The sequence below is a fragment of the Clostridium sp. Cult1 genome, from assembly GCF_021655095.1.
Taxonomy (GTDB): domain Bacteria; phylum Bacillota; class Clostridia; order Tissierellales; family Tepidimicrobiaceae; genus Schnuerera.
The window spans coordinates 116,568-140,234 of record NZ_PPXW01000001.1 but is presented as its reverse complement, the minus strand read 5'-3'; the positions used below and the strand labels follow the sequence as shown (position 1 = coordinate 140,234).

At 29.9% G+C, this 23,667-nt stretch carries 19 protein-coding genes and 1 other RNA gene; 5 read left to right on the top strand and 15 right to left on the bottom strand.

Features of this window, described 5'->3' with window-relative positions; translation table 11 throughout:
* Positions 1–3 precede the first annotated feature (3 nt).
* The 10 genes from C3E89_RS00620 to C3E89_RS00575 form a co-directional block, all read right to left on the bottom strand.
* The gene (locus tag C3E89_RS00620) at positions 4–2,037 is read right to left on the bottom strand and encodes a urocanate hydratase (RefSeq protein WP_236910574.1); all 2,034 of its coding nucleotides are present in this window, start codon (positions 2,035–2,037) and stop codon (positions 4–6) included.
* A 13-nt stretch (positions 2,038–2,050) separates the two neighbouring features.
* A complete protein-coding gene (gene hutH, locus C3E89_RS00615; protein ID WP_236910573.1) occupies positions 2,051–3,577 on the bottom strand; it encodes a histidine ammonia-lyase in 1,527 nt (508 codons plus the stop codon).
* 67 nt (positions 3,578–3,644) lie between these two features.
* Positions 3,645–4,223, bottom strand: a complete 579-nt coding sequence (thpR, locus tag C3E89_RS00610; protein ID WP_236910572.1) for an RNA 2',3'-cyclic phosphodiesterase — start codon at positions 4,221–4,223, stop codon at positions 3,645–3,647.
* Between the two features lie 14 nt (positions 4,224–4,237).
* Positions 4,238–5,251 (bottom strand): LacI family DNA-binding transcriptional regulator, encoded by a 1,014-nt coding sequence (locus C3E89_RS00605; protein ID WP_236910571.1) that lies wholly within the window; start codon positions 5,249–5,251, stop codon positions 4,238–4,240.
* Positions 5,252–5,357: 106 nt separating this feature from the next.
* The gene (locus C3E89_RS00600; protein WP_236910570.1) at positions 5,358–10,745 is read right to left on the bottom strand and encodes a diguanylate cyclase domain-containing protein; all 5,388 of its coding nucleotides are present in this window, start codon (positions 10,743–10,745) and stop codon (positions 5,358–5,360) included.
* 46 nt (positions 10,746–10,791) lie between these two features.
* Positions 10,792–11,235, bottom strand: coding sequence for a MarR family winged helix-turn-helix transcriptional regulator (locus tag C3E89_RS00595; protein ID WP_236910569.1), 444 nt, complete (start codon positions 11,233–11,235; stop codon positions 10,792–10,794).
* Positions 11,236–11,271: 36 nt separating this feature from the next.
* Complete coding sequence (locus tag C3E89_RS00590; RefSeq protein ID WP_236910568.1) at positions 11,272–12,159, bottom strand: diacylglycerol/lipid kinase family protein; 888 nt, start codon at positions 12,157–12,159, stop codon at positions 11,272–11,274.
* A gap of 157 nt (positions 12,160–12,316) precedes the next feature.
* The gene (locus C3E89_RS00585) at positions 12,317–12,769 is read right to left on the bottom strand and encodes a hypothetical protein (RefSeq protein WP_236910567.1); all 453 of its coding nucleotides are present in this window, start codon (positions 12,767–12,769) and stop codon (positions 12,317–12,319) included.
* 9 nt (positions 12,770–12,778) lie between these two features.
* A complete protein-coding gene (locus tag C3E89_RS00580) occupies positions 12,779–13,126 on the bottom strand; it encodes a YtxH domain-containing protein (RefSeq protein ID WP_236913413.1) in 348 nt (115 codons plus the stop codon).
* A 115-nt stretch (positions 13,127–13,241) separates the two neighbouring features.
* Positions 13,242–13,433, bottom strand: a complete 192-nt coding sequence (locus C3E89_RS00575) for a hypothetical protein (protein ID WP_236910566.1) — start codon at positions 13,431–13,433, stop codon at positions 13,242–13,244.
* Between the two features lie 191 nt (positions 13,434–13,624).
* Here C3E89_RS00575 and C3E89_RS00570 point away from each other — a divergent pair, with 191 nt between their 5' ends.
* From C3E89_RS00570 to C3E89_RS00560, 3 genes are read left to right on the top strand one after another with little or no spacing between them, the layout of a single operon-like run.
* Positions 13,625–15,376, top strand: coding sequence for an ABC transporter ATP-binding protein (locus tag C3E89_RS00570; protein WP_236910565.1), 1,752 nt, complete (start codon positions 13,625–13,627; stop codon positions 15,374–15,376).
* Positions 15,377–15,389: 13 nt separating this feature from the next.
* Positions 15,390–17,408: an ABC transporter ATP-binding protein gene (locus C3E89_RS00565; protein WP_236910564.1), complete on the top strand. Its 2,019-nt coding sequence runs from the start codon at positions 15,390–15,392 to the stop codon at positions 17,406–17,408.
* Between the two features lie 43 nt (positions 17,409–17,451).
* Positions 17,452–18,252 carry a histidinol-phosphatase HisJ family protein gene (locus tag C3E89_RS00560; RefSeq protein ID WP_236910563.1) on the top strand — a complete coding sequence of 267 codons (801 nt, stop codon included), beginning with the start codon at positions 17,452–17,454 and terminating at the stop codon, positions 18,250–18,252.
* Here C3E89_RS00560 and C3E89_RS00555 read toward each other — a convergent pair.
* The 4 genes from C3E89_RS00555 to C3E89_RS00540 form a co-directional block, all read right to left on the bottom strand.
* A complete protein-coding gene (locus C3E89_RS00555; RefSeq protein ID WP_236910562.1) occupies positions 18,249–18,491 on the bottom strand; it encodes a hypothetical protein in 243 nt (80 codons plus the stop codon). The two genes, C3E89_RS00560 and C3E89_RS00555, sit on opposite strands and share 4 nt — an antisense overlap.
* Before the next feature lie 97 nt (positions 18,492–18,588).
* Positions 18,589–18,765, bottom strand: a non-coding RNA gene (ssrS, locus tag C3E89_RS00550) — 6S RNA.
* Positions 18,766–18,838: 73 nt separating this feature from the next.
* On the bottom strand, positions 18,839–20,590 hold the full coding sequence (locus tag C3E89_RS00545; protein WP_236910561.1) for an ATP-dependent metallopeptidase FtsH/Yme1/Tma family protein: 1,752 nt from the start codon (positions 20,588–20,590) through the stop codon (positions 18,839–18,841).
* Between the two features lie 170 nt (positions 20,591–20,760).
* A complete protein-coding gene (locus C3E89_RS00540) occupies positions 20,761–21,045 on the bottom strand; it encodes a hypothetical protein (RefSeq protein WP_236910560.1) in 285 nt (94 codons plus the stop codon).
* A gap of 134 nt (positions 21,046–21,179) precedes the next feature.
* Between C3E89_RS00540 and C3E89_RS00535 the strand changes: the two genes are divergently transcribed.
* Positions 21,180–21,788, top strand: a complete 609-nt coding sequence (locus tag C3E89_RS00535) for a hypothetical protein (protein WP_236910559.1) — start codon at positions 21,180–21,182, stop codon at positions 21,786–21,788.
* Positions 21,789–21,831: 43 nt separating this feature from the next.
* Here the strand turns inward: C3E89_RS00535 and C3E89_RS00530 are convergent, their stop codons facing one another.
* The gene (locus C3E89_RS00530; RefSeq protein ID WP_236910558.1) at positions 21,832–22,734 is read right to left on the bottom strand and encodes an RluA family pseudouridine synthase; all 903 of its coding nucleotides are present in this window, start codon (positions 22,732–22,734) and stop codon (positions 21,832–21,834) included.
* Between the two features lie 104 nt (positions 22,735–22,838).
* Between C3E89_RS00530 and C3E89_RS00525 the strand changes: the two genes are divergently transcribed.
* Positions 22,839–23,654, top strand: a complete 816-nt coding sequence (locus C3E89_RS00525) for an NAD(+)/NADH kinase (RefSeq protein WP_236910557.1) — start codon at positions 22,839–22,841, stop codon at positions 23,652–23,654.
* The last annotated feature ends 13 nt before the right edge of the window (positions 23,655–23,667 follow it).

Here is a 23,667-nt window from a genome sequence, read left to right as displayed (position 1 = left end):
TTTCTATTTCTTTATGTCCTTATCATATCTATTATCTACCAAATTTTTAATTAATTCCTCATCGGGTAGATATGGAATTGTAATATGGTCTGTATCTTTAAATTGGTTGTTGTATTCAATACATGTTTCAATAGAGTTTTCATTTCTTGCCCAAGATCTTCTTGCTACTCCTACCATTACATCCCAAGGCATAGCGGTTTTTAATATATTATCTACTCTTTCACTACCATCTAGTACCATACCAAATCCACCATTAATTGATTTGCCTATTCCTACTCCACCGCCATTATGAAGAGCTATTAAGCTCATTCCTCTAGCTGCATTTCCAGCAAAACAATGGGTAGCCATATCAGCCATTATATTACTACCATCTTTTATATTAGCTGTTTCTCTAAATGGAGAATCAGTTCCACCTGTGTCATGATGGTCCCTTCCTAGCATTACTGGCCCTATCTCTCCATTTCTCACCATTTCATTAAATTTAAGGGCTATTTTTAATCTTCCTAAAGCATCTTGGTATAGAATTCTTGCTTGAGTGCCTACAACTAATTTGTTTTCTTCTGCATCTCTAATCCATACCCAATTATCTCTGTCCTGGAATCTTCTATCAGGATCTATACATTCCATAGCTGCCCTATCAGTTTTTATTAAATCTTCATATTTTCCGCTTAAACATACCCATCTAAAAGGTCCGTATCCATAATCAAATAACATTGGCCCCATTATATCTTCCACATAGGATGGGAAGATAAAACCTTCACTTTCATCTACACCATTTTTTGCTATTTCTTTTACTCCTGCATCAAAAACTGCCTTCATAAAACTGTTACCATAATCGAAGAAATAAGTTCCCCTATTTACTAGTTCCTTAATTAATTCAAAATGGTGAGTTAATGACTTATTAACTAATTCTGCAAACTTTTTCTTATCAGTTCTTAACAATTCTGTTCTTTCTTCAAAGGTTAACCCTTGTGGACAATATCCTCCATCATAAGGTGCGTGGCAAGAGGTTTGATCTGATAATAGTTCTATATTTTTGTTATTTTCAACAGCATATTCTAATAGATCCACTATATTTCCATGATAAGCTATAGCAATAGGTTCTTCTTTTTCTTGATATTCTTCAGCAGCTTTAAATACCTCATCTAGGTCGTCAAAACACATATCTATCCAACCTTGATCTAGTCTAGTTTTGATTCTAGAATAGTCAACTTCTGCAATTATTCCGACACCTTTTGCAATCTTAGTTGCTTTTCCTTGAGCTCCACTCATCCCACCTAATCCAGAGCTTACAAACAAATGCCCTCTAAGATCGTCCTTTGTTCCTAATTCCATACGTCCTGCGTTCAATATTGTATTATAAGTTCCATGCACTATCCCTTGTGGTCCAATATACATCCAACCGCCAGCAGTCATCTGTCCATAGTTAGCAACTCCCATAGCTTGAGCCTTAATCCAATGTTCTTGATCATCAAACATACCTACCATCAAGGCATTGGTAATAATTACCCTTGGGCTATTAGGGGTTGATTTAAATAGTCCTAAGGGATGCCCTGAAGCTACTACTAAAGTTTGATCTTCAGTTAATTCCTCTAAATATCTTTTTATAAGTCTATATTGCATCCAGTTCTGACATACCTGTCCTGTTTCCCCATAAGTAACTAACTCATAAGGATATAGGGCAACATCAAAATCTAAGTTGTTATCTATCATTACTTGGAAAGCTTTTCCTTCAATACATTTACCCTTATATTCATCAATTGGCTTTCCGTATATTCTTCCCTCTGGTCTAAATCTATAACCGTATATTCTTCCACGTGTAAAAAGTTCATCTAAGAATTCAGGTGCTAACTCTTCATGTAACTCTTCCGGTACATATCTTAAAGCGTTTTTTAGGGCAATTTCAGTTTCTTTCTTTGATAGATTAAACTCCCTTTTAGGTGCCCGTCTTACGCCTTCGATAAATTTAGGCATAGGGGGTAATTCATTATCCAATTTAATAGTCATAGCATTACTAATGTCAAAATTGTTTACCATTGAAATTCCTCCTTTATATTAATTCACCTAATTTAGTCTCAACTTCTTCTAGTATCTTATTTGATTTTATTATATCTTCACATGTATTTATTTCATTGTACATAATTCTATCTTCTTCAATAGTAGTTAAATTTTCTCTAACTATATTATATGCTATTTCTGTTCCTTTTCCTAGGCCTTTCTTGCCTCTTAGATCAATGGCTTGGCAAGCCGTTAATAATTCCATTGCTAATACCTTTCGGGTGTTCACTAAAATTTCTCTAGCCTTTCTAGCTGCAATAGTTCCCATGGAAACATGGTCTTCTTGATTTGCTGAAGATGGTATAGAATCGACGCTAGCTGGATGAGCTAGTACTTTGTTTTCTGATACTAAGGCTGCTGCAGAATATTGAACAATCATAAATCCTGAATTTAATCCTCCGTTCTTAGCTAGAAATGCAGGTAAATCACTTAGAGCCGGATTTACTAAACGTTCGAGTCTTCTTTCAGATATATTTGCTAATTCTGATAATGCAATACCTAAAAAGTCAAAACTAAGAGCCATTGGTTGTCCATGAAAATTCCCACCAGAAATTACATCCTGAGTATCTTCAAAGATCAGTGGATTATCTGTAGCCGAGTTCATTTCAATATTAACTTTATCTTCTACATATTTTAAAGCATCTTTACTGCCACCATGGATTTGAGGGATACATCTTAAGGAATAAGCATCTTGCACCCTGATTTCTCCCTGTCTTGTGGTCATTTCACTTGATTGTAATAAATGAAGTAAATTTTGGGCTGTATTTATTTGACCTTGATGAGGTCTTATCTTATGAACTCTATCATCATAGGCATCCACTACTCCATTTAAAGCTTCAACAGTCAGAGCAGCTACTATATCAGCGGTCTTACTTAATTTTATTCCGTCGTATACAGTCAAAGCCCCTATAGATGTCATCACTTGAGTTCCATTAATTAAAGCCAAACCTTCTTTAGAAGTCAATTCAATAGTAGGTATGCCTGCTCTATCCATAGCCTCTTTCCCTGTAAGCAATTCTCCTTTATAATAAGCCTCTCCTTCTCCTAACATAACTAATACCATATGGGATAAAGGAGCCAAATCCCCACTGGCACCTAATGACCCTTTCTCTGGGATTAATGGGTGTACCCCTTTGTTAAGCATTTCTATCAATGTATTTAAAGTAGAAAGCCTAATACCAGAATACCCTTTAGCGAGTGCATTAGCTCTAAGAAGCATTATTCCTCTAACAACCTCTTGGTCTAATGGTTCTCCAACACCACAAGCATGACTTATGATTAAATTTTTTTGTAGAGCTTTAGTTTCTTCTTTACTAATGGATACATCACTAAATTTCCCAAATCCAGTAGTAATTCCATATACCACTCTTTCCTTATCAACAAATTCATCAACTACTCGTCTTGCTTTTTCAACCCTTTTTACTGCTTCTTCTGTCAATTGTACTTTATAGCCTTTCCTGACTACATTAATAAATCCTTCTAGATTAAGGGTGTTACCATCAATTAGGATAGTTTTCATAATTCTCTCCTCCATTCATTTCATATTTTCACACATTATCAAGGTGAAGCACAAAAAACCACAGAAATTATCTGTGGTTTTTATCTAATAAATTTTGAAACTTATAAGATTTTATTGGAGTATATACTCTTTTCCTCATAATTTCCTCACTTTTCATAAGAGTCAAATTGTCCAATAAAAATTCTGTCCCTAGTTTATATTTAATACTTTCCTCTAACTTGTTAAAAGGCAACTTTGTCCTCACTCTTCTGCCTAAAGTTATATGGGGTGTAAATTTTCTTTTTTCTATAGGAAAGCCAATGCTATTCATATCCTTTTCTATTATATCATATATATTATTTAATTTCATCATTTCTCCATTAATACCTATCCAAATAACCCTATATTCACCATTTTTTACATTGAAATAACCTAGCTCTTCCAAGGTTATGGATATGGGTGAAGTATTGATAGATATGGATTTTATACTTTTCTCTATACTATCTATTTGGTCTTTATCAATATTTCCTAGAAATTTTAGTGTAATATGAAAGTTATCTAAAGAGACCCAGCTTCCTTTATTTGAATTGATTTTAAGAATTTCTTGTATCTCGTATAATTCCTTCTTTAAATCGTGGCCAAATTCCAATCCTATAAAAGCTCTCATACATTACACCACCATTATTTGATTCTTCTACAACTTTCCCTTTCCATTATCCGAATTGGAAGATAAATATGTTCTTCTTTTATATCTTCTTCCTTTAATTTTTTAATAATTCTTCTAATTGCAACAGCGCCAATATCGTAATAAGGCTCTTTTACTGTTGTAAGTTTAGGTCTGTAGATAGAAGTTATTTTTGTATCACCATATCCACAAATAGAAATATCCTCTGGAACTTTTATCTTATTATCATAACAATAGTTAATAAAACCTATAGCTAATTCATCTTGGCAACAAAAAACTGCAGTAATGTTATTATCTTTTATAAACTTAATTATTTCTTCTCCCATATCGTAACCATCTTCAATGCCAAATCCTGTGGCTGAATATATAAACTCTTTTCCATTTCCAATATCCTTTATGGCCTTTCTGTACCCATCTATTTTATACTTCTCTAATGAAAATTCATCTTTCTCATTAGCAGTTATATATAAAATATTTTCATGCCCTAATTTCAAAAGATAATTAGTCATCTCAAAGCATGCTTCTAAGTTATCTATAGATACAGTAGGTATATTTAAATTACTATAATATTTATTTAAGTATACAAAAGGAATTCTAAAATCTTGAATTTCCTCTATTACTTCATCGTTATTTTTTTCTGAAACTAAAATTATCCCTTCCACCTGCTTGCTTCTCAAAAGTTGTGCAAACTTCTTCTCCGTATTTGGATTCCCATAACTACTTGACAAAAGAATATCATAATTATACATTCTTCCCACTTCTTCTATTCCTCTAACCATTTCTGCTATATAGGAATTGCCAATATCCGTTATAATAACTCCAATTAAATTTGATTTTCTCGTAACAAGACTTCTGGCTACCTCATTAGGTTTATATCCTAATTCATCTATGGCCTCTAATACTTTCTTTCTTACTTCAAGGCTTACTGGCTTAGAATTATTGATAACTCTTGAAACAGTAGAAATAGATACACCAGCTAACTTTGCTACATCTTTTATTGTTACTGACATTTCCGCACCTCCCTCAATAAATAGATAGAATATTTTAGTTATTATATCATAACTAGCAGTGAATTTATAATACTTCAAGTAATAAATAATTCAATTTTTATTTCATTCACAATATGGTTGAAAAAATATCGCATAACACTTTAGTTAAATTATAGTTATTATAGTCAAATTCCTTTTCTTTTATTGGAACAGTAATATATACTAATCCTTTTGTTTCACCTTTAAAAATCAAAGGTATTGCAATTACCGATTCCCAATTAGGAGTATTTAAAACTAAATTCATCTCATTTACACTTTCCCAATCAATTAAAAATTCTCCTTTTCTTTGAGAAAGGATCCTATCTACTATGGCTTCATTGATAAATGAAGCCTCTGTCCAATTTTGATTCAATATAGACCTAGCATAGATATTGGTGGGATTGTTATTAAAATCTATTTCAACAAAAGCGCCATTTTCAGCTTCTAACGTTTCTATAGTTCTGCCTAAAAATGCGAATATTTTTTCCTTTTTACTGATGTCTCGTTTTACAATATCAATTATATCCAATATTGCTAGAATATTTCTCTGATCCATATTAGTATTGCCAGATAAAATACCTGCTAATCTATCTACTCTATTCAATGTATTGGCTAAATTTGTATTCCATATAACTACCTTATTCCTTCCTTTTTCCTTAGCACAATAAAGAGCTTGATCCGCCTTTTCTATTAATTCTTCTTTAAATTGACTATGAACCGGAAACATAGATATTCCTACACTAATAGTAATAGGATTCTCAATGTTTGATATTTTCAACTTTTCAACACTCAATCTAATTTTTTCTCCAATTTTTTTAACTTGTTCTTCGTTAACGTCCTTTAATAGTATAATAAACTCTTCTCCACCATATCTAGCCACTATATCAGTGTCTCTTATACTATTGGATAAAGTACTGCCTATTAAGCTTAAAACCTCATCACCTTTTCTATGACCGTAGATATCATTTATATTTTTGAATCTATCTAAATCCATCATCATAACTGCAAAAGATTCATCTTTTCTCTTTGCTTCAATAAGGATTCTATTAAACTCATTATCTAAATACTTTCTTGTGTAAGTACCTGTCAATCTATCTATATTGGATAATATTTTAAATTTGTAATTCTCAATATTGATATATAGTATTCTAGTTAAAATACTAATCAATCTCTGCCTTTCTTTATCAAATCTATTAAATATTCTTCCCGTTTCTAAATAGATATATCCTTCCTTCCTGCGATTATACTGTAGCTGATTCTTTCTTCTTTCTTCTCCAGAATGATAAATTTCATTTGGAGGTGTTATTATTGGAACACAAATTAACGCCCTAGTATCCTTTGGTAAAAATTCTTTATGTAACCCAATTACATTGCTAACTAAACTACTACTTATTAGAATTCCATTTTCATATCTACCAGCCAAGGCTAATAAGTTTTCATTAGGCTTCCAGTTCATATGGCCGTTTAAACTTATAATGGGAGTATATCTATTATTCTCTTCATCATAGATCAATATATATCCTCTCTGAGCAAAGGCTTCTTTTGATATATATTTCAAGATAAGTTTTAAATTATATTTATAATCGTTTGTTAGATTTTTTATCAAATCTTCTATGGTGAATATATCTTTAGTTTCTTCATATAGATAATTCATCTCTGTTATCTTAGTAAACTGACTATCGTCTATTAAACTAAATAATGAATTGTAATCAAAATATTTTTCAATATTATCATTTGGACCTATATCATCTATACATATACAATCCAATCTCTTATTAAATATTTTATACATTACTTCCAAAAGCTTGATTTTAATATTATCGGTCCTATGTCTTTTAATAAAACCAACTTGCAAATCTCTTTCTGGTATGTTTTTTATGGTACCATATATTAAATCTAATGATTGTAATAGGTAGTTAATAGCTTGATAATATTTTTCGTCCACTGTAAAATTAACGCCTATCAAAATATTTGCATATATATCTAGGTGAACAAGATTATATTTCTTCATATTCTCTTCTAGTTTCATTAAATTTTTATTGCCATCTTCATCCTGGGTTATGCTATATAATAATAGTTTTCTAATATACTCTAAAGTCGGTGAAGTATAATCTTTTTTTAGTTTATTATCTTCTTCAAGTATATCTGCAACATATTTGTAGTCATTTTCCAGCAAAGCAACAATACCTAATCTCAATAAATTAGCCCTTCTTTTAAATCCTAAATTTATACTTCTAAACTCTGTCCTAATATTCTCCATAGATTTTTTATCATAACTTTGATTCTTAAAATAATTTATAAGTATAATTCTGGTTTTAGACATTAAATATTCTGTATTGTTATAATCCTTGCAAAGCTTCATAGCATTAGTAGAATACTTTAACGCTTCATCCCACTTCCCAAAAGTATAATAAAACTCACCAAGAAAATTATAGTATTGACTAATTACCTCAAAACTAAAATTTGAGTTTTGGGAATAACTTTTTTTAATTATTTCATAACAATTATAACTATGTTCATAATCGCCAATCAATAGATATATTAAACCTAAATTTATATTAGTTAAAAATATTAAATTAGGATCCTTAACTTCTAAGGCAATTGTTCTAGCCTCTTTAATATATTTCTTAGCCTTATTATAGTCACATAGATCAAAATATACTTCCCCAACATTGTTTAGAAATACTAATTTTATATTCATTATACCGTATTTTTCAACAATTTTTAAACCATCTTCATAGTATTCCATTGCTTTTTTATATTCTCCACATTGACGATATATATTAGCAATATTATTTATTGGCTTAGTAGAATTAATAAACTTATCTACTTTGTGATAAGATTTAATGCTATCTTGGTACAGTTCAATTGCCTTCTCAACATTTCCATTAAAGTACTCTAAAAGGCCCATTATATTATAGATATCACCTAACTCTTGATACAGACCATGCTCCATTACAAAACCTAAAAGTTCTATTATATCTTGTTGAGACTCCTCAAATTTTCCATGGTTTAGCAATATTTTATTATAGAGTATACGTGATTTAACTATTCCAACAGGATAGTCTATTTCTTTTGAAATTTTTATTGCCTCTTTCGCCTTATTTAAAGCTTTATCTGTCAGACTTCTCTTTAAATATATTTCTCCAATACCTGTGTTAGCAATGACAATATATTTCCCCTCTTCTTTATTCTTGGATATATCAAACAATTCTTTATATACATTTAAAGCTTTATCATATTCTCCTTTTAAAAAATATATACTGCCTAAAGAATTTAATATCTCCAACTTATAATCAGATTCTGTACCCTTTGCTATATCATAGGCTTCTTCCCATAATAGTATAGATTGGGTACTTAATATATTAGATTTTTCTCTGGCTTCTCTAATTGTATAATCTAATGCTTTTTCAGTTTGGTTTGAGGCTCTTAAATGATAGATAAGTTCCCCCAAAATTACCTTGTAATTAGTCCCATAGTTTTTCTCTAATAATCTGGCCAATTTTTTATGGAGCTCAATCCTTTCATAAGAAGGAATTCTATGATATATTAGCCTTTTTAAATGTATATTACTAATACTATAGCTATATCCCCAGTCAGCAACCTTTTCCTCCAGAAGACCCATGCCTACCAATTCACTTATTTTGGTATTTAAGTAATCATTATCATCATTTATCATTTGAAAAAGAATTATCTTCGATATGGAATCATTGTATGCTGAAACTATCTTCATAATCTCTAAATATCCTTTTTCTATAAGGGATATTTGATTTTTCATTGCTTCATCTATGCTTGAGGGAAAATATATATCTGAGTATCTCTGGGTTTTAATCTCCCAAAAACCCTCTGTGCTTAAAAAAAGTTCACCAGTAGCATATAAATCTTTCATCATATATTCAATATATCTAGGATTTCCTGCACTTTCCCTTAACATTACTGCGGAAAATTTTAACGGTTTATAGCTAATTCCTAATACATATTGGATAAACTCTCCAATTTCTGTTAAGTTTAAATTGGAAATCTTAATATGTTCAACATTTTCCTCACCTATTAGTTTATAAAAGATGTTACCTTTAATAGATCTATCTCCTATGGTCTTTTCGTTATAAGAGCCTATTACGATTATACTTCCTTCACTAATATTATCAATTATATAATTCAGTAAATGTAAAAATTCCAGACTACAATCACCTAGATTATCAATAATTAAATATACAGGCTTGTCCTTAGTAAATTCTTCTAAATAATTGGTTATTCTATCATATAGTCTTAACCTTTCTCTATCTCCGCTTATTTCATCTAGAGTTTCTGCATTTACAACAAATTTTAGTTCTGGTAATACTTTTATAAGCTCCTTAGCATATTTATTTAATACATTCATTGGTACATCTTTGATAGTTTGACGTAGAATATTTGTTGCTGGTTTTAAACCATGTTGGATATTCTCAGTTATTTCTAAGTAGTATACATCCCTTCCTCTCATCCTCAATAAGTGGCTTATTTCCTTAAGTAGCCGAGTTTTACCTACGCCTGAATCCCCATTAATTAATATTGCTTTTTTATATTCTTTACCTTTTGTTAATTTTTTATCAATCATTAATACTTTGTTAATTTCTTTTTCTCTACCTACTATTTGGGTTTTAAAATTTAGGATACCTCTTTCCTTGACTATATCGTATTCATAATCTATATTGAATATTTCTTTCAAATTGTCTACTAAATCTCTTAAGGATACTTCTCTAGTAATTGGATTTTTCCTAGTCAATCTTGTAATAATGTCATTTAAAAAATCTATCTGCTTGTTGTTCATTTGAGAAGCATCTCTATATTCATAGGATATATTACTTGAATAGAAATCGTTAGTTAATAAATATAGCATCAACATCCCTAGGGAGTATTTGTCTGCATTTTTATTTATCATATCCTTTTGGTCTAGTAAAACCTCTGGTGCAATAAAATATCTTGTTAAGTCTGTATAACTAGTATTAATAGAAGCTTCATATACATTAGCTAAATCCATTATCTTTATATTATCATCTTCCGACAGAAATATATTAGAAGGACTTAAATGCTTATATATTATCCCTCTATAGTGTAAAAAATCTAATACTGTACAGGCTTGGATTATAATCATAAGCTTTTCCTTTAAACTTAAATCTTTATAAATTTTATCAAGGCAAGGGTTATCTATATATTCTGTTGTACAATAATATTGTTTTATATTTACTCTTTTTCTATCTATGGTTTTTATTGTGGAGAACTGCTCACTGGAAAGTAAATATTTATGTTTAATTCTAGTTAAGTTGACAAAATTGTTAATAAAGTAATCAATGACTTTCTTTTGCTTATCAATATTGTATAGCTTCATAAATAACCTTTTATCATCATTCCAAAAATCTACTACTTCATATATACTACTGTAAATATTATCTTCCAAAACCTTATTAACTTTGTACCTGTTGTCTACTAACTTCATCTCTATTTCCCCTTTATTCCATTTATAAAATGGAAAGATTATTCTTTCAATTATCTTTCATTGCATTATATAAAGATTCTAGACCTTTACTAAGAGAGACCTTTTCCTCATCTGTCAAATCCACCATTTTAGAATCTAAAAATTTCACCCGTTTTTCTAAAACCTTTTTTACGATATCGTGTCCCTTTGGCAACACTTCAATTCTAACTACCCTTTTATCTTTTTCGTCTTTTTTTCTTACTACCAATTGATTTTTTTCCATTCTATCTACTAGATCTGTTATTGTACTACAAGCTAAAGCCATTTTCTGACTCAATTCCCCTATAGTTAATTCTCCGTTATAAATAAGAATTTGCAAAGCACTGAATTGAGGAATCGTGATATTAAAGTCGTTTAATATCTCTCTACCTTTTAATCGAATAATGTAGTCGACTTTTCTAAGATGTTTTTCAATACTAGCTATATTGTTTGAAATACCCTTTTCTTTCAAAACTCCACCTCCACTTTATAAAATTATTTTTATCTATTATGGAACAAAAATTTTAAACCCTTCCGGTTCTATTTCAAAGACGGATGGTAATTTACCGCCATATTCTCCATCAATATCTATTACCACATCTTCAGCAGTATCTACCTTGATCTTCTTTGATTTAAAGTAAGATACATTAGGATGATTTACATGCTCTCCCCTAAAGATATTAATGAATATTTGAGCTAAGTCCTGAACTTCTGACTTTTTAATAATTACCACATCTAAATAACCATCAGACACATTAGCATCTGGTGCTAATCTTTTAAATCCGCCAATTGAAGCACTATTTGAAATTAAAAACAATAATATATCTTCTTCCTTTGTATATTCTTCACTTTCAAATTTTACTCTAATAGGCTTAAATTTTTGTTTTGGTATTTCTTTTAAACCTTCTATATAATAAGCCATCCTTCCAAAAATAGCCTTTGCTTCAGCTGGTACTTGAAAGCCAACATTGGTCAATAGACCACCAGCTGCTACGTTAATAAAATATTCATCATTTACCTTGCCTAAATCTACTTTTTTAATCTTTTTATTTTTTATCATGGCGAAAAAATCATCCATATTTCTTGGTAATTCCATATGATTTGCAAAATCATTAACTGTACCAGCCGATAAAATAGCTACCGGAATTTTCCTATGGCTTTGAGCAACTCCTTTTGCTACCTCATTTACAGTGCCATCTCCTCCACAGGCAACAATAAAATCCCATCCTTCATCACAAGCTCTCATAGCTTCTATCATTGCATCGTTTTTTTTGGTAGTATTGAATTTACCGACTACATAACCATCATTTATTAAAAGATTACATAAGTAATCTACTCTTCTCTGAATATTTTGCCTTCCAGATGAAGGATTGCATATGACTTTAACCTTCTCCACCTATATCAACCTCTCCAATTGAATAATTTAATTATTTAATTATATCTACTATATATAGTATATCAATAGTGATTTCTTTAGCAATACCATTAGTAAAAGATAGATATAATGTTTCAAACTATTTAAAAGAGAACCCAACTGGGTTCTCTTTAATAATTTATCGTTTTTTAAATGCATCTTTAACTATGTCTATTATTTCCACAATTAATGTTATGTAGTCGGTTATGTTTTTAATATTATTTTGCAATGTTGAAGCTGTACCACTTATGCTTTCTCCTACTACATCAATTGTATCATATACTATCTCACTAGTGCTATCTAATTTTTCTGTAATAGAGTTTGCATTAGAAATTAAAGATGTCACTTCTGGAGATAATTCCCCAATTAAAGCCTTTGTTTCTTCTGAAATAAAATTTATATTCTCCGATATCCCAGGTAATTGCTTTAAAACCCTATCCATCTCCTCTTCATTTTTCTCCGCTAATCTTCTAGCTTGAAATACTAGGTGGTTGACGTTTTTAATCAATATTATTAAATAGCCTAGAACCCCTATTCCTAATAGGAATAATATAAATTTTAATAGTTCTTCGATTGTTATAGTAGCTGTCATAATAATCACCTACTGAATTTCCTGATTGTTTTCAGGTTCCTCATTGGTTTTAGCTTTCTCTAATTCAACTTCTATCATATCCCTTTCTTTAAACTCTTTGACTTTTTCTTTAATATCACCTCTAATTTTCCCTTCAATTTCCTTTATGGATTCAACGGAGTCCTGTACAGACTTTTTAACATTTTCTGCAGTATCCTTAGTCTTCTTGGTTATATGCTCTCTTGTTTCTTTTCCGGATTTTGGCGCAAAAAGAATACCAGTAATAGCTCCTATAGCTGTTCCTAAGGCTATTTTTTTAGCAGTATCAACCTTTTCTTTTCTCTCTGCTTTTCTTTTTCTTTCATTTAGTAAATCCATCAATTTCACATAAATCTCCCCTTTATATCTGTTTTGAGTATTAAATACCCTAAAAACATCCTATTAATCAATTTAGATAGTAAATCTACTGATTGTGGGGAAATATTAAAGGATATTATTTTTTATCTAATTTTTTTAGCATATCCTGCAATTTTCTTGCTTGATATCCTGATTCTTCAGCAAAGCTTCTTAATAAATCTGCAACTTCTGTATCCTGTACATTTTTTGCATACATCTCATAATCCCGCACCATTTCCTGAGCATCGAGTATTTTTTTCTTCAAAACTTCTTTTGTATTCAATTCCATCTTTTTGCCTCCTATTCTTATTACTATATATTAGTTATAATTAAATATTTCTATAATGGGTAAATAGAGTATAAAATTAGTATGATCTAATATATATCAATTTTATACTTTTAAAAAAAATTATTTCATTTATAATTATAAATATAGTTATTATTTTGAGTATCGAAATATCTCTATATAGGGGGAAAATCATGAAGGCTTTTAAAACCTTAAAAGAATTTTTTATTAGTAACAAATGGAATTATCTATTTGGTATAGTTTGGCTAATCGTCATTGATTCAGTCCAGCTCATAGTTCCACAAATATTAAGGACAGCAACAGATCTTCTTGAAAATAGAATGCTAACCTTTCAAGGTTTAATTAAATATAGTTTATATATTATATTAACTGGCTTAATTATTGCTATAGGTAGATACTTTTGGAGAATATATATATTAGGAACCTCAAGAAGAATGGAATACTATTTAAGAAAAAAACTTTTTGGTCATCTATTAACCTTACCACCAAATTATTATGATACCCATAAGACCGGAGATTTAATGGCACATGCTACAAATGATATAAATGCAATTCGACATGCTTTAGGTCAGGGTATAATAATGTTTATTGATTCAATATTTTTGACCTTTTTGACAATTATTATGATGGTTAAAACTACTACCCTAAAGTTAACCATAATCGCCTTATTTACTCTACCCTTTATTACTATTATGGTTAGGCAATTTGGAAAGGTTATACATAGACGATTTCGCTTAGTACAAGAAGCTTTCTCCGATTTAACAGATGCGGCTCAAGAGAGTTTTGCAGGAATAAGGGTAATTAAATCCTTTGTACAAGAAGATCTAGTCACAGAAAATTTTACAAAAGTAAATCAAAATAATTTTGAAAAAAACCTTCAATTGGTAAAGGTTTCAGGGATATTTCATCCTTTAATCCAATTTATTTCGTCAATAAGTTTTTTTATTGTTATAATTTATGGTGGTAGACTTGTAATATTAGATATTATTTCTCTAGGTGATTTTATCGCCTTCAATAATTATCTAAGTCTACTAATATGGCCTATGATGGCTATGGGTTGGGTTATCAATCTTTTGCAACGTGGAATTGCTTCAATGGAAAGAATTAATGCCATATTAGAAGTAAAGCCTGAAATTATAGACTCTAATACTGCTTTAGAACTAAACTCTTTAAAAGGTAAAATTGAATTTAAAAATGTATACTTTAAATATCCCTTAAGTACAGATTATGTTTTAAAAGATATAAATTTCACTATAGATAAAGGTAATACTTTAGCTATTGTTGGTAGAACAGGCAGTGGTAAGACCACTATAATCAATTTACTTTTACGTCTATATGAAACAGAAAAAGGAAATATACTCTTAGATAATATTAATATAAAAGATATAAAAATAAAATCTATAAGGGAAAATATAAGCTATGTCCCTCAGGACAATTTCCTATTTACTACCACCATAAGAGAAAATATTGGCTTCGCCTTTGATATCCCTATTGAAGAAGAGCGAATGATAGAATCCTCTAAATTAGCTCAAGTATATGACAATATTGTGGATTTCCCTAAAAAATTCGATACTGTATTAGGTGAAAGGGGAGTTACACTATCTGGAGGACAAAAACAAAGAGTATCTATAGCTAGGGCTTTAGCAAAAGATGCTCCCATACTAATACTAGATGATAGTCTCTCCAGTGTAGACACAGAAACAGAAGAAAAAATATTAAACCAATTAGAAAGTATTACAAATAAAAAGACTACCATAATAGTTAGCCATAGAATTTCTACTGTAAAAGATGCAGATGAAATTATTGTCCTAGATGAAGGTAGAATAATAGAACGGGGAGATCATGATACCTTATTAAAAATTGATGGATTGTATAGGTATTTGTATGAAAAGCAATTGCTAGAGGAAAAAATATCTGGAGACTAACGGGAGGGATATTATGGGTAATAATTTTCATGAAGATCAAGTATTAGGAAAAGCTTATGATTCTAAGTTAATGAAAAGATTGTTAAAATACGCCAAACCCTATTGGCATTTATTAGCTTTAACTATAGTTTTAATGATGGTAGTTACTGGTCTTGAACTTGTTAGACCTTATCTTATAAAAATAACGATAGATGATTATATAAATGGCTATAGAAAACCTATGTATGAAGTAGGATTATCTGAACCCTATGAAGGAACTATTTATAATGGGAAAAAATACGTTAGAATAGATAGGTTATCAGAAAGTGAAAAGGAAACATTAAAGAATAATCCTATTAAACTTTTGATTAAAGAAAAAAATAATTATTATTTAATAAGTCCTGAAGATAGTAATTTCTCTCAAGGTCTTAAATTAACGAAATCTGACTACCAAGATTTTCGAAAATATGATATAGATAGTCTGACTAAAATAGGTATTATATTTATAATTGCCATTATTATAGCCTTCTTGTTTAATTATTTACAAGTCTATATACTGAATTATACAAGTCAAAAAATAATTTTTAATATTAGACAGGATATTTTTTCACATATCCAGAGCTTGCCTATAGCTTATTTTGACAGAAATCCAGTTGGAAGATTGGTAACCAGAGTTACTAATGATACGGAGAATTTAAACGAGATGTATACTGGTGTTTTAGTAAACCTATTTAAAGACATGTTTATATTAGGCGGTATAATAATTATTATGCTTAAAATGGACTTTAAATTAGCATTGGTATCTTTTGCCTTAGTACCATTAATACTTATTGCCTCCATTATTTTTAGGAGGAAAATTAGAGAGGTATATAGACTAGGACGAGTCCAATTGGCTAAAATAAATTCTACTTTAAATGAAAATATTACCGGTATGAAAACCATCCAAATATTCAAAAAAGAAGAGAAAATTTTTAACCAATTTGATAAAATTAATAATGAATACTTAAATACCGCAAAAAGAGAAATAGGATTATATGCTATATTTAGACCTTCTATTGAGGTAATCCATTCTCTAGGGTTAGCCCTTCTAATATATTATGGTGGTCATCAAGTATTATCTGGAGTTATAGAATTTGGAGTATTGTATGCTTTTATTGATTATTTACAAAGGTTTTTCCAGCCTATTCGTGATATTACAGAAAAGTACAATATACTCCAATCAGCTATGGCTTCCAGCGAGAGAATATTTATGGTCTTAGATGAAGAATCTAAAGTTAGTAATAGTGAAAATCCCATTCCTATTACTGAGTGTAAAGGAAAGATCGAATTTAAAAATGTATGGTTTGCTTATGAAGATGAAAATTGGGTGTTAAAAGATATCAGCTTTACCATTAATCCAGGAGAAACAGTAGCATTTGTTGGAGCCACTGGTGCTGGTAAATCTTCCATTATTAATTTAATAGCCCGTTTCTATGATATTCAAAAAGGAGAAATATTAATTGATGGAGTAAATATTAAGGATTACGATAAATATGAATTACGTAAACATATTGGTGTTGTGCTCCAAGATGTCTTTCTCTTTACAGGGACTATTAAAGATAATATAAGATTGAATAACAAAAATATTAAAGATAAAGAAATAGTTGAAATAGCAAAGCATGTCAATGCTCATCATTTTATTGAAAAGTTACCTCATCGGTATGAAGAACCAGTTATGGAAAGAGGTTCAAATTTATCAGCTGGCGAAAGACAACTATTGGCTTTTGCAAGGACTTTAGCCTTTAACCCGAGTATTTTAATCCTAGATGAGGCAACTTCAAATATCGACACAGAAACCGAGTTGTTGATACAGGATGCATTATCTAAATTAATAAGATATAGGACTACCATTGCTGTAGCTCATAGACTATCCACTATCCAAAACTCAGATAAGATAATAGTACTTAGCAAGGGAGTTATTAAGGAAATGGGAAGTCATCAAGAATTATTAGAAAGAGAAGGTATATATTATGATCTTTATAGATTACAATTTAAAGAAGACTTTTTTGCTTAGCTTTTACTAACAATAACAAAAATATTTTATAGGGGTGTTGAATATGTATGATTGTCATATCCATAGTGATTTCTCAATAGATGGTAAATTCTTGATGGAAGAAATGGTGTTAGGAGCAATTGAAAAAAACATGAAAAGTATTTGTTTTACAGATCATATCGATTTTGATGTAACTAAAAATAGAATTGATATCGATTTCAGACCTGACGATTATTTTAAAAAGATTAAACAAGTTAAATATAAATATATGGATAAAATTGAAATATTGGCTGGAGTGGAAATCGGTATGCAACCCCATCTACGCCACAGATATAATGAGTTTATTAACAACAATCCCTTTGATTTTGTCATAATGTCTATACATAGCATCGAAAGAGAAGATATACATGCTGATAATTTTACCTATGACAAAAGACCTTTAGAAGCTTTAACCATTTATTATGAATACTTATATCAAAGTATAAAAAATTATAATAATTATGACGTAATTGGACATATAGACTATATTGATAGATATTTTGAAGTTCCTTCACAAATACCATGTTTTAAGGAATACTATCCTTATGTAAAACAAATTTTAGAATTAATAATTCAGCAAGGAAAAGGTCTTGAAATGAACACCGCCGGGGTCAAATACGGGTTAGGATATTACCATCCTAAAATTGAAATACTAAAATTATATAAGGAGTTAGGTGGTGAAATAATTACAATTGGTTCTGATGCTCATAACCCTGAATTCATAGGATATGAATATAAAGAAGTGGAAAAATTACTTCGGGAATTGGAATTTAAATATATATACCTATATAAAGAAAGAAAGAAATTCCCCATACATATAGGTTAAACTTCTTTTCTTTCTATTGAGTAGTTTTGTTTGAAGCCACAATTTTGACATTGGTAAGTATGAACGCATTTATTTCTATTTACACCATCTACTAAATGAGTTATTTCATCTAGTAAATATGGACTATAGTCATCCATAAGATTTACCAAGGGCCCTTTATCTTCCATGGTAAAATCACAACTTGAACAATTAAAATCTATTTTATATAAGCCATTACATAGTGGACACACTAATTTCATAGGAACCTCCTTGTATTAATGAAATCTTATTATATTATTTACATAGAAGTATTATAATATACAAAAGTCCCTTAGGAACTAGTTCCTAAGGGACTTTTGTATTCCCACAGTGCCGTCCTTCCAATTAATTCACACCCGCCTCTCACAAGGTGGGTGCCCTGTCAACAGCTTGAAGCTTCCATCCAAAGAAGGCCTGCTCTACACTGCTGAACTCGAACTCCCGTGTCCACTATGTCGGTTGAATTATTTGGACTAACGCACACCGCAGAAATATTTTCTACATATATTATACCCTTTATATATATAATCTGCAAGTAACAGATACAATTAAAAATGAGAATTTATGGCTATTTAGCCAATATTTCATTTAATTCTTCCTCATTTAACGATTCTTTGATTATTAGTTTATTTGCAATTAGATCTAAATATTCTTTATTTTTCTTTAATAATTCTTTTGTATCCATATAAAGGTTTTCTAACATCTCTTTAGCTCTTTCCATTAAAGAGATATCTGTATTTAAATTACTGTTGAGAATAACATCATAATTTATTAAACCTAGTTGTTCATCCATTCCATAGGATCCCATCATAGCTAAAATCATCTCTGTTGCTTTTTGTAAATCGGAAGAAGCACCTGTAGTTATATTATCTATACCGAAAATAATTTCTTCTGCTGCTCTTCCCCCTAATGCAACCATAATATTTGATACAATATCATTTTTGGTTTGATACATCTTATCTGGAGGTATGTTTAAACTAAATCCTCCCATGCCTTTTGTACTGGGAATAATACTTACCTTCGTAACTCTATTTGACTTAGTGAGCTTTTTAGCTACCAATGCATGTCCAGCTTCATGATAAGCTGTAACCTTCTTGTCTTCAATAGAAATGCTACTTCTATCCTTTTTCTCTTCCCCTACCAGTACAGTGAAATAAGCTTTATTTATATGTTCCATAGTAATCCGTCTATCCCTATTTCTGGCAGCTATCATAGCAGATTCATTCATTAAGTTCTCAAGTTTTGCTCCACTAAAATAGACAGTTTCTAAGGCTACTTTTCTTAAATCTACATCTTTAGATATAGGTTTATTTCTACTATGGAGTTTTAAAATGGCCAATCTAGCGTTCACATCTGGTAATCCTACCTCTATCTGCCTATCAAACCTTCCTGGTCTTAATAAAGCTTCGTCTAGTGTATCGATTCTATTGGTGGCTGCTAAAACGATTATGCCTTCATTGCCTTTGAACCCAGACATTTCAGTTAATAAGGCATTTAATGTTCTGTCTCCCTCTTCACTACTACTTTGAGAATTTGCCCCTTTTCTTTTCTTCCCTAAAGCATCGATTTCATCGATAAATATTACTGATTTTCCCTTTTCTTTTGCTCTTTTAAACAATTCTCTTATCCTACTTGCACCTAAACCAGCATATACTTGTATAAAATCCGAACCTGATACAGCATAAAAAGGAACCCCTGCCTCTGTAGCTAATGCTTTAGCTAATAATGTTTTTCCCGTTCCCGGAGGTCCATATAATAATACCCCTCTCGGTAACCTAGCTCCATATCTAATGTATTTTTCAGGATCTTGTATAAAGTCTACCAATTCCTTTAGAGAAGCTTTTGCCTCTTCATTACCAGCCACATCGTCAAAAGTAACCTTCTCCAATGACGAGCTCTCAGTATCTAAATTTGACATAGTAGCCATCTCTTTTTCTACCTGCTTTGTATTATTTTTAATTAGAAATGCTACCCCTGCTATTCCTAACATCATAAGAAGAAAGCTGACCCCTTGATTAATAACCCCGTTTTTATCTCCTTCCATCACTTTAATATTATTTAATAATAGATATTCTTTAAAGTTTTCTGTCCGTGGATTATCTGTAACAAATTTTGTACCATTCTTTAACTTACCAACTAATTTGTCAGAATCACTTATCTCTACTTCATCTATCAAGTTTTTTTCAATATGTTGTAAGAATGATTTATATGATATTTCTTCATATCCTTTATCTCTGTTGGTGTAAAAATATATACTAAAAACCAATCCAATGGATATAATTAAAACTAATATTAGTTTTACTCTTCCATTTATTCTCATATGATTTTCCTCCTTGGTTTACATAATGCTATTAAAATTATAGCATTACCGAAGAGCCTTGTCTATTTCTTATTTTTGACAATAATAATAGAGATTCTTTCCTTTCCTAATATTAAGAAAAGAAAGAATCTCAAACTAATCTCAAACTTTAAATATCAATTGTCAATTCACTAATCTCTACCTAAAATATATAATATTCTGTCTAACTTTTTTAACTGTTCTTCGTTCAACATTGGCCTAATACTATTTAATTTTTCAAATATGGCTTCATATTCTTCTGGAGTCATTTCCGACTCCATTTGTTCATTTACCTTTATTATTTCAACAAATATATCATCTTCCGATTTATCAGAATATGCACCTGTCAATCCTTCTATTATCTCTATCTGTTCTTCAGAAGGTTGAAAGTCTTTAAACTCTTCCATTGCCCTTTTTAAATTATCATCTTTTTTCATAATTACTCCCCCCTATAGGCTCCTAATTTAATTTATGAACTACCACCTAGATATATTACAATTAAATTTTGTAACTTTTTTTATGTTACAGCATAGAATAGATATATACCTATATAATTCTAGGGGGATTTGAAATGAACATTGGACTTGTCTTACTTCTAGCGTTAACCACTTTCAAAAATAAAGATACGAAGGAAATTAAGCTATTAAACAATAATTTTAAAACAATAGACTTAAATCTACCTTATACCATGGAGAAGATTAATATTATGAAAAAAATAGGTCCTTATTTTCCTAAAGAATTTATTCCTTCAATAAATAAAGCCCTTATGTTTACTGAAAAGTTTATTAAACTTTACGAAACAATGGAGTTTATGAAATTTTCCGAAGCTAATTATATTCAAAATACAGTTTCTGTTGAAAATAATCAACAAAGATTAAGTTACATAGCGGAGACTATAAAAAAAGAATCTTCAAAAGAAAAAATAGATCAAATGGGTGGAGCTATAGGAATGGTGCTTACTATGGATAGATTTAATAAATTATTTCAAATATTAGAATCTATTATGACAAATCCAGATAACCTAAATGATCCATCTAATATAGTAAAATTGATGGAACCTTTTATGGAAGGTAAAGACGAAAAAGAAAAAAAACAGCTAATGGATATGACTAAAATGATAGAAATAATAAAAACATTAGATACTCCAAAAAAGTCTACTAAAAAGGAAGAAAAAACTTAAGAAAATGCTTTAGCTCTTAAAATAGAGCTAAAGCATTTTTATGCTAATAACTTTTAAAATGGTCTATCAATTTTTGGATATCATTAGGAATTGGAGCCTTAAATTCTATATCTTCTTTACTCCTTGGAAGTTTTGCTTTTAAATAGTGAGAATGCAAAGCCTGCCTCTTTATATATTTACTAGATTTATAATATAAAGTATCTCCAATAATAGGGTGTCCCATGTGATTTAAATGGACTCGTATCTGATGACTTCTGCCAGTTAAAATTTGTACATCCAAAAGGCTAGCTTCTTTATATCTTTCTATAACTTTATATTTAGTTATAGCTTCTTTTCCTTTATTAGTAACAGTTTTTTTAATGCTTTTTTCTTCTTCTCTACCAATAGGTAGGTCAATAATATCTTGATCTTTCTTTACAATGCCTGCTACTACAACTATGTACCTCTTCACCACTTCATTGTTTTCGAATTGTAATGCCATCTGTTGATGAGCGAAGGGCGATTTAGCCACTAATAGAATCCCTGATGTATCCATATCTAATCTATTGACAAATCGTATCTTCCTATTTATTTCTTTGGTTTTAAAATAATAGCTTATTCCATTGGACAAAGTATTTTTTTGATGACTTTTAGTTTGATGTACTACCATAAATGGTTGTTTGTTTAATACTAATAAATCCATATCTTCATATATAATCTCTAAAGGAATAGGTTCTGGTAAAATATTTTCTTCTTCATCTTCTATTTTAATAGATACAATATCTCCTTTTTTCAATGATCTATCCTTTCTTTTAAATTCTCCATTTACAAATATGTTTCTTACCCTATACAATCTTCTGAAAAGTCTTCCTGAAATTTTATTATCTAATAAAAATTCTTCTAAAGATTCACCCTCCGCTTCTACTTTGAATATAATTACATCTTGGTTGTTCATTAATAAATTCATATTACCCTCCAAATATATACGCTTTTGTTGTATAATATAGCTACAGTTTATTATACCAATAATATAATAAATTTAAATGACATACAAGTTTGGAGGGAATTTTTTTGAATCCTACTGCTAAAAAAAGGATTATAAATGTTATTTCTAATTATAATCCAGCATCTAAAAAAACTAGTAATTTCCTAATCAAAAAGTTGAATAATAAAGGTTTTATTGTTCCTGAAAAATACGATAACAGTGCAGAATTAAATATTTGCATTGGTGGAGATGGAGCTTTTTTGAGGACAGTACACAAATATCAATTTCCTGATATACCCTTTGTTGGTATAAATACTGGCCATTTAGGCTTTTTTCAAGAGATACTTCCTGAACATATTGATGAGTTTATAGAAAAATATATGAATAAGGACTATGTTATTGAAGAAATTTTTTTGGTAAAAGCTAATATATGTACTCAAACGAGTTGCTTTGAATTATATGGTGTCAATGAAATTGTAATTAAAGGAATCCAATCTAAAGTAGTACATTTAGAAATATTTATAGATGGAAATCATTTGGAGAAGTTTTGCGGTGATGGAACAATTATATCTACACCTGTTGGAAGTACAGCTTATAATTTTTCCTCTGGTGGTAGTATAATATACCCTTCTTTAAAAACTTTACAGATTACCCCACTATCGCCAATAAGTTCTAGAGCGTATCGTTCTTTGCCTAATAGTGCAGTAGTACCAGGTGATATTCCAATAACTATTAAACCAGAATATCGATATGAAAATTCTATTTTAATAGTTGTTGATGGATTTGAAATAAGATATGATAATATTACTAAAATAGATTTCACAATCCCAGAGAAGACCATATGTAAATTAAACTTCGATAAGAATATGTATTGGAATAATTTAAAGAGTAAGTTTTTATAGAAATAAGGGCAGA

Bases quoted from the DNA above. Each gene is read 5' to 3' on its own strand.
- C3E89_RS00585 (WP_236910567.1), bottom strand. From the start codon at position 12,769: ATGACAGCTACTATAACAATCGAAGAACTATTAAAATTTATATTATTC.
- thpR (WP_236910572.1), bottom strand. From the start codon at position 4,223: ATGAGAGCTTTTATAGGATTGGAATTTGGCCACGATTTAAAGAAGGAA.
- hutH (WP_236910573.1), bottom strand. From the start codon at position 3,577: ATGAAAACTATCCTAATTGATGGTAACACCCTTAATCTAGAAGGATTT.
- C3E89_RS00530 (WP_236910558.1), bottom strand. From the start codon at position 22,734: ATGAATTTATTAATGAACAACCAAGATGTAATTATATTCAAAGTAGAA.
- C3E89_RS00600 (WP_236910570.1), bottom strand. From the start codon at position 10,745: ATGAAGTTAGTAGACAACAGGTACAAAGTTAATAAGGTTTTGGAAGAT.
- C3E89_RS00535 (WP_236910559.1), top strand. From the start codon at position 21,180: ATGAACATTGGACTTGTCTTACTTCTAGCGTTAACCACTTTCAAAAAT.
- C3E89_RS00545 (WP_236910561.1), bottom strand. From the start codon at position 20,590: ATGAGAATAAATGGAAGAGTAAAACTAATATTAGTTTTAATTATATCC.
- C3E89_RS00560 (WP_236910563.1), top strand. From the start codon at position 17,452: ATGTATGATTGTCATATCCATAGTGATTTCTCAATAGATGGTAAATTC.
- C3E89_RS00555 (WP_236910562.1), bottom strand. From the start codon at position 18,491: ATGAAATTAGTGTGTCCACTATGTAATGGCTTATATAAAATAGATTTT.
- C3E89_RS00570 (WP_236910565.1), top strand. From the start codon at position 13,625: ATGAAGGCTTTTAAAACCTTAAAAGAATTTTTTATTAGTAACAAATGG.
- C3E89_RS00605 (WP_236910571.1), bottom strand. From the start codon at position 5,251: ATGTCAGTAACAATAAAAGATGTAGCAAAGTTAGCTGGTGTATCTATT.
- C3E89_RS00575 (WP_236910566.1), bottom strand. From the start codon at position 13,433: ATGGAATTGAATACAAAAGAAGTTTTGAAGAAAAAAATACTCGATGCT.
- C3E89_RS00540 (WP_236910560.1), bottom strand. From the start codon at position 21,045: ATGAAAAAAGATGATAATTTAAAAAGGGCAATGGAAGAGTTTAAAGAC.
- C3E89_RS00565 (WP_236910564.1), top strand. From the start codon at position 15,390: ATGGGTAATAATTTTCATGAAGATCAAGTATTAGGAAAAGCTTATGAT.
- C3E89_RS00580 (WP_236913413.1), bottom strand. From the start codon at position 13,126: ATGGATTTACTAAATGAAAGAAAAAGAAAAGCAGAGAGAAAAGAAAAG.
- C3E89_RS00620 (WP_236910574.1), bottom strand. From the start codon at position 2,037: ATGGTAAACAATTTTGACATTAGTAATGCTATGACTATTAAATTGGAT.